At 59.5% G+C, this 12,756-nt stretch carries 17 protein-coding genes; 14 read left to right on the top strand and 3 right to left on the bottom strand.

Going from position 1 to position 12,756, the window contains the following annotated elements; all coding sequences use genetic code 11:
* The 12 genes from BLT50_RS18240 to BLT50_RS18285 all read left to right on the top strand — a co-directional run.
* A partial coding sequence (locus tag BLT50_RS18240; protein ID WP_139170487.1) for an integrase core domain-containing protein occupies positions 1-321 on the top strand: 321 nt, incomplete at its 5' end.
* Positions 322-526: 205 nt separating this feature from the next.
* Positions 527-1,024 (top strand): hypothetical protein, encoded by a 498-nt coding sequence (locus BLT50_RS19510; RefSeq protein ID WP_090030666.1) that lies wholly within the window; start codon positions 527-529, stop codon positions 1,022-1,024.
* Complete coding sequence (locus BLT50_RS18250; protein WP_090030668.1) at positions 1,024-1,404, top strand: HNH endonuclease; 381 nt, start codon at positions 1,024-1,026, stop codon at positions 1,402-1,404. The genes BLT50_RS19510 and BLT50_RS18250 overlap by 1 nt, the downstream gene beginning before the upstream one ends.
* Before the next feature lie 517 nt (positions 1,405-1,921).
* Positions 1,922-2,785, top strand: a complete 864-nt coding sequence (locus tag BLT50_RS18255) for a DUF2971 domain-containing protein (protein WP_090030670.1) — start codon at positions 1,922-1,924, stop codon at positions 2,783-2,785.
* A gap of 73 nt (positions 2,786-2,858) precedes the next feature.
* A complete protein-coding gene (locus BLT50_RS19720) occupies positions 2,859-2,987 on the top strand; it encodes a hypothetical protein (protein ID WP_281241661.1) in 129 nt (42 codons plus the stop codon).
* A 3-nt stretch (positions 2,988-2,990) separates the two neighbouring features.
* Positions 2,991-3,176, top strand: coding sequence for a hypothetical protein (locus tag BLT50_RS18260; protein ID WP_090030671.1), 186 nt, complete (start codon positions 2,991-2,993; stop codon positions 3,174-3,176).
* Between the two features lie 88 nt (positions 3,177-3,264).
* Positions 3,265-4,551, top strand: coding sequence for a DUF6538 domain-containing protein (locus tag BLT50_RS18265; protein WP_090030673.1), 1,287 nt, complete (start codon positions 3,265-3,267; stop codon positions 4,549-4,551).
* A complete protein-coding gene (locus tag BLT50_RS19440) occupies positions 4,545-4,718 on the top strand; it encodes a hypothetical protein (RefSeq protein ID WP_175491537.1) in 174 nt (57 codons plus the stop codon). The genes BLT50_RS18265 and BLT50_RS19440 overlap by 7 nt, the downstream gene beginning before the upstream one ends.
* Before the next feature lie 214 nt (positions 4,719-4,932).
* Complete coding sequence (locus BLT50_RS18270) at positions 4,933-5,511, top strand: VPLPA-CTERM sorting domain-containing protein (RefSeq protein ID WP_090030675.1); 579 nt, start codon at positions 4,933-4,935, stop codon at positions 5,509-5,511.
* A gap of 1,132 nt (positions 5,512-6,643) precedes the next feature.
* Positions 6,644-7,030, top strand: a complete 387-nt coding sequence (locus tag BLT50_RS18280; RefSeq protein WP_090030679.1) for a site-specific integrase — start codon at positions 6,644-6,646, stop codon at positions 7,028-7,030.
* Complete coding sequence (locus BLT50_RS19445) at positions 7,024-7,197, top strand: hypothetical protein (RefSeq protein WP_175491538.1); 174 nt, start codon at positions 7,024-7,026, stop codon at positions 7,195-7,197. Before BLT50_RS18280 ends, BLT50_RS19445 begins: the two co-directional genes overlap by 7 nt.
* 56 nt (positions 7,198-7,253) lie before the next feature.
* Positions 7,254-7,694, top strand: a complete 441-nt coding sequence (locus BLT50_RS18285; RefSeq protein ID WP_090030680.1) for a hypothetical protein — start codon at positions 7,254-7,256, stop codon at positions 7,692-7,694.
* Positions 7,695-8,196: 502 nt separating this feature from the next.
* On the opposite strand, the gene BLT50_RS18290 is transcribed toward BLT50_RS18285, so the two are convergent.
* The 3 genes from BLT50_RS18290 to BLT50_RS18300 all read right to left on the bottom strand — a co-directional run bounded on the left by BLT50_RS18290 (position 8,197) and on the right by BLT50_RS18300 (position 11,551).
* Positions 8,197-9,141, bottom strand: coding sequence for a reverse transcriptase family protein (locus tag BLT50_RS18290; RefSeq protein ID WP_175491539.1), 945 nt, complete (start codon positions 9,139-9,141; stop codon positions 8,197-8,199).
* 789 nt (positions 9,142-9,930) lie between these two features.
* Positions 9,931-10,632, bottom strand: coding sequence for a haloacid dehalogenase type II (locus BLT50_RS18295; protein WP_090030684.1), 702 nt, complete (start codon positions 10,630-10,632; stop codon positions 9,931-9,933).
* Between the two features lie 325 nt (positions 10,633-10,957).
* Complete coding sequence (locus BLT50_RS18300) at positions 10,958-11,551, bottom strand: TetR/AcrR family transcriptional regulator (protein WP_090030686.1); 594 nt, start codon at positions 11,549-11,551, stop codon at positions 10,958-10,960.
* Between the two features lie 117 nt (positions 11,552-11,668).
* Here BLT50_RS18300 and BLT50_RS18305 point away from each other — a divergent pair, with 117 nt between their 5' ends.
* Positions 11,669-12,238 carry a carboxymuconolactone decarboxylase family protein gene (locus BLT50_RS18305; protein WP_090030688.1) on the top strand — a complete coding sequence of 190 codons (570 nt, stop codon included), beginning with the start codon at positions 11,669-11,671 and terminating at the stop codon, positions 12,236-12,238.
* A 196-nt stretch (positions 12,239-12,434) separates the two neighbouring features.
* The coding region (locus tag BLT50_RS18310; RefSeq protein WP_483869206.1) for a beta/alpha barrel domain-containing protein at positions 12,435-12,756 on the top strand (322 nt) is incomplete at its 3' end.

The raw sequence follows: 12,756 nt of genomic DNA on the forward strand, positions 1-12,756 counted from the left end.
GCTCCCTCTTTCATTCGGTCGGACAATGGACCTGAGTTCGTTGCCCAAGCGGTTCGGGATTGGATCACGGCTGTCGGTGCAAAGACGGCATTCATAGAGCCAGGTTCGCCCTGGGAGAATGGGTATTGCGAAAGCTTCAACGGGCGGATGCGGGATGAACTGCTCAATGGGGAAATCTTCTATAGCCTGCGTGAGGCTCAAATCCTGATCGAGCAATGGAGGAAACACTACAACACCAAGAGACCACACAGTGCATTGGGCTATCGGCCGCCGGCTCCCGAAACCATCATCCCAATGGAAACCAGCCCGATCATGCACTAACAATTACCTTGGACCAATCAGATCGGGCTGCTCAGCCGAGCAGATCGAACACTGCTGCTGCTTCCTGTTCACCACCAACCACCTCCCGCTCTGGATCGAACCGGAGGACCGGCGATACTACATCATCGAAATCGACCACGACGGCCACGCCACCGGTCCGCAAGCCGATCGGTTCGTCGCCTTGGTCGAGCGGGTCTATGCATTCATGGACGATGATCGCGCGCTCGCGGGGCTGTATCGTGCGTTGATGGAGCGGCGGATTGCGAATGGGTTCTCCGCCAAGACGTTGAACATCGCGCGAGACGCCACACCGATCATGCGACGCATCCAGGGCGCGTCCGAAAAGACCGTTCGGGCGCTGTTGGCGGAGACTCTGGAGGGGAACGGTCAGCACGCAGTTCCGGAGGCGGACGTGGTTAGGCTCATCCGCGAGGACCTGAAGCAGAACCCGAACTCAACGCGGCACCTGATGACCGAGCTCGGCTGGTCGAAGTTCAAGGCCAAGTGGGACGGGAAAGACTACGTCCGGGCCATCTGGGTCCGTGAGGGCTTCTGGATCGAACGCGGCAGCGTGCGCGGACCTCGCGGCTATTCCCAATCCATCACGGAGCATCTCACGACTCCACTCCTCCCCGAGGAGGAAGATGATATCAGCACAGAATCCGATTTGGTTGCTCTGGTTCTCGAAGAAGGAATGTACTGATGTCGGCGCCGTCGAACTTTCCTTTCCTCGAAGACGACAGCGAGGTTTGGTTTCGAGACGTGATTGAAAATCACCTGGAGGAGGCCCGGCAACGGGCCCTCTCACTCACCGAAGACGCGCGCGAAGATGACAGAGGGTGTCTGGTGACCGATACCGAGAAGCCGCGAAAGGTCCGCTTCCGGGGACGCCAAGTCGACGCATATCGGTTCATCTACTGCGTCCTGAACCAAGCTATCGCCTCACGCGACCACGTCATCCGCCACCGGTGCCACAACCGGCTGTGCATCAACCCGGACCACCTGGAAATCGGCTCGCAGGCGGACAACAAGCGCGACGACTGGGCGAACTGGGCCTACGGGGTCGACCCGGACCTCCTCTGACGCCGACCGCGTGGGATAGGCCCCCGCCGTGTCCCCCGAGGCGTCACCCGATGCACCCGTCGCGGGGGGGCACCCCTCGGGGCACTTTCACCCCAACGGAATCCCGCGCGGGTCATCGGTTCAAGTATCGGAGGAAGGTGGCTGGGGTGGTAGGAGACCTTTAACACCGAAGAAAGCCTTAACGAACCTCCCACGCTAGCTCTTAACGGGGCACTTTCCGGGGGCAGTCCCGGTCGTGAAAAACAGAAAGGAAGGGTCTTAAGGGTGGCCTTCCGAGAGACCTCCGACCGGGACCGTCCCACGCGTCTTCCTGGGATCAGCCCGCTTTAAAGCCGACGCCCCCGCGCGCGAGGACACCTGCGGGGTGACGGGTGACACAGGCGCGGGGGTGACGTCGGATGGGGGGGGGTGGGGTGACGTTGGGGGCGACTAGTTTGGTAGACGTTTATTGAGTGTCAACGTAGGCTACCACCTGATTGAGCATGTCATATGAGTATCTTCCAGAAGGTGAAACTAGATGTCGGACTTTGTCCCTTCCTTGGGAAACCCAGAAGAGCATCGACCCAAACTGCTTTTTCATTATTGCTCGTTAGCAGGTCTGCTTGGAATCTTAGAGAGCCAGTCCTTTTGGATCTCGGACGCTTCGACCATGAACGACGCTAAGGAGATCGTACACGTACGTGACATACTGGAACAGGCAGTAGAGCAAGGCTTCAGAGATATCGGTGTTAGTGACAATGTTTGGTTCACGAAAATCAGGTCGCAGATTAGAGGCTTGGGATTGCAACAAGGGCGTTGTGTGTTCTCGCTCTGCGCCGAAGCAGACCAACTTTCTCTTTGGCGTAGCTATGGTGCGGATGGTCAAGGTGCGTCCATCGGATTTGATAGCTCCTTGTTGCTCGAAACGATGGCCAGAAAGAACATTCACCTTCACAAGGTGATCTATGTTCGCAGCGAACAACTTCGTATTTGCAGAGACTTCGTTAGGTTTCTCTTCGGCAAACACTCTATAACTGGGAAGGTCGATGAACTTTCCGAAGCCGTCGTCAAAGAGATGCAAGACTTTGTCACTACTTACGGCATCCTGATGAAGCACCCATCGTTCGCCGACGAGCGTGAATGGCGTTTGGTCTGCCCTATGGAAAACATTTACAGCGGAGACTGGCGCTACCGTCCTCGAGGAAACATGATCGTACCTTATTTGCAGGTCGCAGCCCCGGAACTCTTTCAATCTACGCACTCAGGTCAACCGCCGTATCGCATCACGCTTGGGCCGAGATGTGAGCGAACACCGACAAGTACTGCGCTGCAAGCGATAACGCGTAAGCTGCTGGGAACGAGCTTTGGCGTTTCGCTCTCGGCTGTTCCGTATCGAGGATAACTCCCCTGCATCTCTTCACTTAAAACCGAGGAAACCTTCGCATCTATAACGATAGCAACCAAGGAGGTTTCCCATGCTCATCAAAGCACTGGCGTGGCTGTTCACGCCGCCGAAGAAGACCGCCCGGCGAAAGTCCGGCCTGGACCAGGACAAGGTCGTAGATTGGTTCCTGCTGATACTGCTGACGTTGGCGGCGGTGTGACCGATGGCCGAGCTCAAACCCGACGCGGTGGTCGTCATCCGAGCCTTCGATGACGTCCCTGAACACCTGTTCCGGATCGACACGGTCGAGGAAGACCACGTCACCGGAATGGCGCTGACCGGTCCCTTCGCCGGACACTACGGCGAGCCCTCGCTGGATCTCATCAAGTCCGGTGACGGGAAGGATTGAGTACATCCCACCCGTCGCCTGATCCCCTTTCTTTCAAATCGAAAACCGAAATCACCCCGGGGGCACTTCCGCCGGGGAAGGAGTTGTCATGTCCGAAATCAAGTACGCCTATCTCAAGGGGCAAACCTGGCTCTATCGCCGCAACTACCCCAAGGACGTCGCGCCGCTGCTGAGCTCGCGCGCCCTCAAGCAGTCGCTCAAGACCGGCGACGTCAAGCTGGCCCGGGCCCGCGCCAACGAGGTGAACGCCCGCTACGAAGACCTCGTCCGCCGGGTGCGAGCGAGGGCCGAAGACATCCTGAGTGACGCGGAGACGCCACCCGAGCACTTTTCCTGGACCGACGCCACCGGGACCGCACTCGCCGCTCTCCGGAGCACTCTGGAGGCCGAGGGACCGATCGCGTTCCCCGGCAAGACCAAGGCACCGACGGTCAAGGAGCTGTCCCGGACCTACCTGACCCTGCGCGGTCGGGAGCTTCGCTGGGGCGGCTTCAAGAGCGTCCGGTACTCGGTCGGGCTGTTCACGTCCAAGTACGCCGATCGTCGGGTCACCTCGGTCACACGCGACGACGGTCGGGAGTTCCTGGGTCTGATCGCCCGGCTGTCGCCGCTGATCGGCAAGTCCCCGGAGACGCGGCGCATGTCCCTGGAACAGCTCGTGCGCTGGTCCGATCGCGGTACCCGCCGGATCTCCGTCCGAACGCGCAAGCGGATCTGGATGCAGGTGAACCACTTCCTGGACTGGACGGTCTACGAGGGTCATCTCGATCAGAACCCGTTCCGGACGGTCCGCTTCGAGGGGAAGGTCAAACCCGCGCCTTACGCCGTGCCGACGGACGAGGAGGTCTCCAGGCTCCTGAAGGCCCGGGATCCGATGATCCACCAGCCGCTGAAGCTCTGCCTGCTCTCCGGCATGCGCTCGGGTGAGGCGGTCGGGTTGCTGCGGGAGGATCTGGTCCGGAAGGGCAACCTCGGCTGGTTCGTGCACATCCGTCCGAACAAGCTTCGGGAACTCAAGACCGACGCCGCCGAACGACTGGTGCCGCTGCATCCCGAGTTGGAGGCGATGCTGGCGGACCTGCCGTCGGAGGGACCGCTGTTTCAGGACCTGTCGGTGAAGATCGTGACCACCCGGTTCACCGACCTGCGCAAGCGGCTGCACCTGGACCGTCCCGGTCTGGTGTTCCACTCGACCCGCAAGTGGTTCATCACCCAGTGCGAGCGAACGGGCGTGCCGGAGCACTTCACCGCGTCGATCGTCGGGCACAAGTCCGCGCGGTCTGAGAACGGGATCACCTACGGCATCTACTCCGCGGGCATCTCCGACGAGCAGAAGCGCGGGATCGTCGACCAGATCCGGCTGCCGTCATGCTGATACCGGACATCGACGCCTTCGAGGAGCGGGCCGCCATCGCTCAATACGACGGCGGTCTGTCCAGGGAGGCGGCGGAAGATCTCGCGGCGCAACAGCAGGGCTTTCGAGGACGAGAGCACTACTGGGGGTGGTTGGCGGACTACGTGGTCACGCGTAAGCTGCCCTGAGAGCGGCCCCGGCTGGCGATGACTGGCCGGGGTCAAAACGGATAGTCCCGTCCAAGCTATTGATGGAAAGATTTTTCAGGGGGTTTCCTGGTGACCAGTTCCCAAGGTTGATCGATTATTGTTTCTTATTTTTTGACAAAATCCATAGGAATTTGACACCAAAATGGAATTTCGGCTCTATCCTCAATCAAACCAACTATGATTGAGATACGATATGAAAAAATACATTTCAGCCGCAGCAATCGTCCTGTCCATTCTCGCGGGCTCATCGGCACACGCCGCGACGTACAAGGTCGACCGGCAAATCGGAACAGGCTCGATTACCGGGTTTATCGAGACGAACGGCAAAGTTGGCCGACTGGGTGGCGACGATATTCTCGATTGGGAGTTTTCTTTCGCGTCGCCCAATTTGAGCCCGACCAGCGATGGAAAGATCACCTTCGCTGAGTCAACCCGCCGCGGCACTCAGGTAATCGGCAGCGCGTCCAGCGTAATTGCCACCGAGACCGAACTCTCCTTCGAATTTGTCGACAGTTGGTACAGCTTTCTGATCTTCCAGAATTCCGCTTCTGCCGAGGTCTGGTGCATTGGAAAGGGCTGCTATGATCAGGATATCGCCGAGTATCTGAACCCCGGCATCAATTACACGCGCGCCGAGAAGGTACTCAAGAGCGGAACCGAAGTGTTTGCGACCGCGAATGCCGTAGTCCCCCTCCCAGCGGGCGCACCTCTGCTTCTGACCGGGATCGCCGGGTTTGCTTGGCTGCGTCGTCGCAAGGCCAAGAAGGCCTGATACGGCTTCACATGTGACTGGGAACGGGCGGGCGTCGTGCTCGCCCTTTTCGTTTCAACCACCGAACAACCCTTACAGGATATCAACATCTGGGGCGGACGGCGCGGAGCTATCTGCTTTCAGAATCCGATACCGCCCCCTCTCTTGGATGAGGTTCCGGGACAATCTGCGCGCTGCCAGAATAATGCCCCAAGCCGGCCAACAGATTTCCAAAGAGGTTGCGTACGTAGGTTGACGTGGAAGGGTGCGGGCCTTCGTTCGAAAGGGAAGAAGCACGATGAAGAACTTCACGGCTGTACTATGGAAATACCCAGGTACGATCTATGTGGCGCTGCTGTGCATTGTTATCGCACTCGCCATTCAGAGCACATGACTCAACATTCCATGCGCCACCGTGAAGCGTGTTTCTCGCCGGAAGCCTGAGCTGTCGATCAGTACGTTTCTTCGTCTGTCCAGCAGCCATCCCCCACCGCCAACTCGAACGTCACCCCACCCCCCCATCCGACGTCACCCCCGCGCCTGCCGCACCCGTCACCCCGCAGGTGTCCTCGCGCAAGGGGGCGTCGGCTTTAAAGCGGGCTGATCCCAGGAAGACGCGTGGGACGGTCCCGGTCGGAGGTCTCTCGGAAGGCCACCCTTAAGACCCTTCCTTTCTGTTTTTCACGACCGGGACTGCCCCCGGAAAGTGCCCCGATGAGAGCGGTCGCGGCACGTTTCGGATAGCTTTCTTGGGCCTTAAAGGTCTCCTACCACCCCAGCCACCATCCTCCGATACTTGAACCGATGACCCGCGCGGGATGCCGTCCGGGTGAAAGTGCCCCGAGGGGTGCCCCAGGCTTGGTGGTGGGGTGTCTGCGCAGACCGACTAGAGTCATAGCATCAGGACTGGACGGTCTACGAGGGTCATCTCGACCGGAACCCGTTTCGGACGGTCCGCTTCGAGGGGAAGGTCAAACTCGCTCCTTACGCCGTGCCGACGGACGAGGAGGTCTCTAGGCTCCTGAAAGCCAGGGACCCGATGATCCAACAGCCGCTGAAGCTCTGCCTGCTCTCCGGTATGCGCTCGGGTGAGGCGGACGGGTTGCTGCGGGAGGATCTGGTCCGGAAGGGCAATCTCGGCTAGTTCGTGCACGTGCGTCCGAACAAGCTGCGGGAGCTCAAGACCGACGCTGCCGAACGACTGGTGCCGCTGCATCCGGAGTTGGAGGCGATGCTGGCGGACCTGCCATCGGACGGGCCGTTGTTTCCGGACCTGTCGGTGAAGATCGTGACCACCCGGTTCACCGAGCTGCGAAAGCGGCTGGACCTGGAACGTCCCGGTCTGGTGTTCCACTCGACCCGCAAGTGGTTCATCACCCAGTGCGAGCGAATGGGTGTCCCGGAGCACTTCACCGCGTCGATCGTCGGCCACAAGTCCGCACGGTCCGAAAACGGGATTACCTACGGCATCTACTCCGCGGGTATCTCCGACGAGCAGAAGCGCGGGATCGTCGACCAGATCAGGCTGCCGCCATGCTGATACCGGACATCGACGCCTTAGAGGAGCGGGCCGCAATCGCTCAATACGACGGCGGTCTGTCCAGGGAGGCGGCGGAAGATGTCGCGGCGCGACAGCAGGGCTTCCGACACCGGGAGCACTACTGGGAGTGGTTGGCGGACTACGTGGTGACGCGTAAGCTGCCCTGAGAACGGCCCCGGCTGGCGATGACTGGCCGGGGTCTCTTTTTGAGGGGAGGCCGGAGATGGCGAAGGTATTCGAACTGTTCAGGAGCGTCGTGTTCCTCGGTTGGCTCAGCTTTGCGCTGGCCTCCTCGACGATCGCGGCGGGGATCTGGGCCTTTCAGATGACCACCACCGTCGCGACAATGTCTGCGAAAGCCGCCGCCACGGCGGTCGCGCATCGCAAGCAACTGGCGAAGGCCGTCGCCAAGACCAAAGCCAAGGCGCGCTTGAGACGGGCGGTCGTAGCGGTTCCCCTCGCGGGCGTCGGCGCCATCGCTTACTTCGAGGAACAGGACTTCCAGGAGTGGCTAGTCGAGAACCCCGAAGGCACACGCCAGCAGTACGCCTGCGAGGTGGCGTCGCTGACGGCGGAGGTGGTCGACGATGTGCTGCAGGGGTTGCCGGAGATCATGCGTCCGGCCCCGGAGACGGTCTTAGGGTATCTGCCGGAGTGTCAGTAAACCGGCGGGTCGTAAGGCGGGAACGGACTGGTCATCCGGAGCGGTCGTTGATGCGGTCTGCAGCGAACGGCGACTCCGAGCCCAAGAGGCAGATGCTGCGCGACGCTTGGGCGGGCGCGAACCGCGCATTGCTGACATTGGTTATGGCGAGGACGGCCTGTTTCGGTCCTTCGAACCTGTCGCAGTACGTCCGGTCTGGGCTCCCCTTTCCCCTGCCGTTTGGGAAACGACTCCAAGCGGCTCCGGAATGTGCAACGGCAGCCAAGAATCCACTGGTGAAGCCGCTTCTCGCTGACTTGAACCAAATGCCACGTTGTTGTAGCGCTTAGGCAAGCGCCAAGGGCAAGCTGTCGGTCTATTGGCCGGCCTCGATCATGTGTCTGCCGCCTCCCGCTAACGCACTCGGCGGCCCGGCTCCGCCGGTCTGGTTACACTGGTTGCCCTTGGCGCGTTCGGCAGACGACAGTTGATGCGTTCTCGTGGCGCAGAGAGTGCGATGAACTCATTTCCTCAAACCTGGCCCCAGGTCTTTCAGGAGTTCCTCTGGAAACCTGTGAAACATGGCCTGTCCACGCGGCTTTTGGCGTGCCGCTGATGCACGCACCTTAGCTGCCCAGCTTGGCCGTTTCATTTGATCCAGTAAAGCCGCTAGCTGCGGATCGCTCGGGTCAATATCGTTCCAATACGCAAGATATCCCAAAATCTTGTAGTGTTGTCGTGCCATCTTGGTCGGATACTTCGATGACATTCTGACCAGAGCGGCTGCCTTTTTCCTATAGGCTTTCGTCGGCCGAAGACGAGAACGACCAATATCCAGTCCAGTAACGATCCTGGTTTGCTTGGGACCAAGTTGACGGGTTTTGTCTGGGTGGAGTTCCATCCCCATAGCTGAAAGGTATCCTGTAATCACCTCTTGCATTCGTTGAGGCGGTTCGCTGCTGTTCGATGATACGCTGATATCATCGGCATACCTGGTATAGACCGCTCCCATTTCAGCGGCCTTTGCGCAGCAAATCTCGTCAAAGCTGAACATGACCAGATTTCCGATGTGCGGGCTGGTCGGCGCTCCCTGCGGGAGCCGACCGTTGAAAGTCACAAGATCTTGAACTTCTTCACGCGCTTCCGGTGAAAAATGCTGGAAACGAGCTTCCAGCATCTCTCTGACGTGCTGCGACGTGACAGAAGGAAAAAATGACCTGATGTCTGTTGAGAAAAGGTATGAGGCACCAAGGTGACGTCGAGCATTCATCGCGATTGATTTTCCAGGTGCAAAAGCCATCGAGGCATCATGTGCAACAACCGGGGCGAGTAGCTTGTCGAGCGTAGCTCTCTGCAGCAACTTGAGAGGCGGGTTGGGAGCATCAATGGTTCTGATCTTTGCAGAGCGGCGCGCCTTGATCGTGAAGCTATGGTAGCTATTTGCGCGGTCGTAGAACACATCTTCCATAGAATTCCCGACAACGCTCCAGATTATTGGAAATCTATCCGACAGCATCTTTTTCTTCTTGTATCGCTCAAACACAAACGGCCTCTTCAAATACTATCAAGCCCGCACACCGTGGCACACGCACAGATGCTTGCCAACAGCGTCGCCAAATGGTGCTGCGCATTATAGCAACAGGCATACCAATGGCCGCTTTTGAGGTGAAGCTTTGTCGGCCTTCACGCACAGCGAAGGTCCGGTTCCCGCCCGCTACTTTTCGCTGCTGTTGCGACACGCCAAAACCTGCCGTCGGGGCGGTCGCAGCGAAAGCTCACTTCGTCCGCGAAGAAGACGTTGGAGCCAATCGCAGCGAACGGCAGTTCTGAACCCAATCCCGTAATTGCGCGACCGCGCAGCATCAGTCTCGAACGGCGGAATCCGGAAGTTCGCCGCACGTGCGAACGCGCCAAGAATTATCTGGCGAACCGGACATTAGCCCACCTTTCCAGATCGAAGGCAGGATGGTCGATGCGGAGGGCGGGATGAAAAAGTCTGAGGCATGGCCCCTGGGCCAAAGAAGTCCTCCTGCAGACAGAGTGACTTTGCGCATGCCTTCCCGGAGCGAGTTCCGACACCTCACTGACCGAGTTGGACAAGCCCACTCTTGCGATCTTCAGTTAAAGCATATTGGTTCATCTCGTCGGTCTGGAGAACATCGCGCGGACCGAAGCTACATTTTGGATGAGGGGTAACTCGTTTGTTGAGCCGAATCTTCCAATGGAATAGGCCGCAAGCGGTTAAGGCTTCAGGTGATTAGCCAATCACCCTATTTTCCGCGATGATCTGATCTGCCAAGTCGACAAGATCATCAGATGAGAAGTTGGGTATCGGCACTCCCGTTGCCTTGAGGATGTTGTTGTTCGGGCGGGCGATGAACGCTCCCTTGAAACCGACGGACTGCGCTCCGATCGTATCCCACAAATGGCAGGCGACCATGCACAGGCTCGTGGGCTCCATGTCCATATGTTCCGCAACCATCTTGTAGGTATCGGGATGTGGCTTGAATTTGCCGAGCTCGGCGACGCTAAAGTTTTGGTCGAAGAACTCTGCGATACCGGCCTTCTCCAATGGTGTCGGTGATGATGTTGGCGCTGAGTTTGTCAGAGTAACAAGAGTGAACCCGGCATCCCGCAATCTGCTCAGCGCGGGTTTTACGTCCGCGTGGGTCGGCATGGAGCCGATTAGTGATCCAAGTTCGGCGGTGTCCTCATCGGAAATTGTTACACTTTTGTTGTCGCCAACCATGCGCAAGACGCCGCCAGCCAGCTCCCCGAACGGCGCATAGCGCCCAGAGAGTGTCATCGCCTGAGAATAGAGGATCAGTTCGGCAAACCACTCGCGCATGACCCCAGCCGTCCCGAATAGTCGTCTGAAAAGCGGTTCCAGCGTAGTGATGTCGAGCAGGGTTTCGTTGACGTCGAAGACAATGGCCGAGAGAGGATGGCGATCAGGCATGAGTGTCGTTCCTTTTTTGTTTAATCTAAACGAGTTGCATCAACTCAGCATGCTTGGGCTTCTCAACGAGGTAGTAGCTTTCGAAGGGTAGCTCGATGATGAGAGCCAAAAACAACGCAATGGTGAGACCCACGGGAAATTCAGTTACGAACACAGCCTTCCATGCCTGGCGAAAAGACAATGCCTGCGGCAGTCCCCGCAGCGATGGCCGGACGCGGCCATAACCGCCCGCCGTGATCTACTGCAACCAAACCGTCGTCGACCAGCAGAGGCAAAGGGTAGCCAAAAAAATACCCCGGAAACCGTTCAAGAGTTGGGTAGTAATTCAAACCCTCAGTCCCTCAAGGTCCCTGGCGATCTCTTCGGCGATCTTCTCGACCCGGTCGCCCGCATCGCTGCGCTGCGCATAGGCGCGCAGACCGAAGATGGCCGCCTGCAGCTGGGCGGCCAGCACCTCGGGGCCGCTGTCCGGGGCGATTTCACCGCTGTCGCGCGCCGCGCGGAACGCCTCCGCAAAGGTGGCCTCGGCCGCGCGCATCATCTCTTCGGCCAAATTGCGCAGCTCGGGCGCGTCATCCGGGGCTTCCAGCAGCGTCTTTACCAGCATGCAGGCGCGCGACGGCATCGCCTTCCGCGCGATCCCGCCCAAAAGACGCACATAGGCCGCAAGCCCGGCGATGGGTGTCTCGGCGCGGCGCATGATCTCATTAAGCCCCGCCCGTCCGTCGCGCGCATAGCGGTCGAGCGCTGCGCGAAACAGCGCTTCCTTCGAGCCGAACGCCGCGTAGATCGAGCCCGGCCTCATGTCGAGTGCACCTTCCAGATCCTTGAGCGAGGTGTTGTGAAAACCGCGCGCCCAGAACAGCTCCATCGCGGATTTCAGAACCTTATCCCGGTCATATGTCGCCTGTCGCCCCATGCACTGGCTCCGATCTCATTTGAGTGAACACTCAAAAAATAACTTGAATGACCGCTCAAGTAAAGCTATCTAACCGGCGCAAACTTGAACGCTCACTCAAAAATGAAAGGAGCCTCTATGACCGACTTTACCATCCACTCCGCCGAGACCGCCCCCGAAGAGAGCCGCCCGCTGCTCGAGACTTCGCAAAAGACCTTTGGCCGCATCCCCGGCCTGCATGCCGTGATGGCCGAAGCGCCCGCGCTCCTCGAGGGCTACCAGCAACTGCACAAGCTGTTCGCCGAGAAGACCAGCTTCGACAAGGACGAGCTGACGGTCGTGTGGCAGAGCATCAATGTCGAACATGAATGCCATTACTGCGTGCCCGCCCATACCGGCATCGCCAAAAAGATGAAGGTCGACGACGCGATCACCAACGCGCTGCGCGACGAGACACCGCTGCCGAATGACCGTCTCGAGGCGCTGCGCAGCTTCACCCTCGCGACGGTGCGCGACCGTGGCAATGTCGACGCCGCGGCTGTCGATGCCTTCCTCGCCGCCGGCTTCACCAAGCGCCAGGTGCTCGAGGTGATCCTCGGCGTGTCGCAGAAGGTGATGTCGAACTACACCAACCACCTGGCCGAAACGCCGGTCGACGAGCCGATGAAGGCCTTCGCTTGGGAAAAGGCGCGCAAGGACGCGGCCTGAGGTCCGACCATGGAGCCGGCCGGCGACGCGATGCCGGCCGGCCGCCCGCGCCTCCGCGATCCCCGACCCTTCATCTCCCCCGACAGGGCAGCGTTCCATGCCGCGTGTCCCGCCGGCACCCCGGCGCCCCCCCAAGCCGCGGTGCCCGCCCGGGACCTGCTCAACAGCCTTCCAATAAAAACCATGGAGACATGACATGACCGATCGTTCCCCCCTGTTCCAGCCCGTTAAGCTTGGTGATCTGGAGCTTCCCAACCGTGTGCTGATGGCCCCCCTGACGCGCAACCGTTCCGAAGATGACGGCACCCCGGTCACGATGGCCGAGACCTATTACAGCCAGCGCGCGTCGGCCGGCCTGATCCTCACCGAGGCGGCCCAGGTTTCCGCCATGGGCAAGGGCTATATCAAGACCCCCGGCATCTATGAGCCTCCCCAACTGAACTGGTCCACCACTATGTTTAGGAAACGGAGGACCGAGAATGGCAAACAGGCGACCCAAGCCCGAAGAGATTGTCTCG

Source organism: Lutimaribacter saemankumensis (assembly GCF_900100005.1).
GTDB lineage: Bacteria > Pseudomonadota > Alphaproteobacteria > Rhodobacterales > Rhodobacteraceae > Lutimaribacter > Lutimaribacter saemankumensis.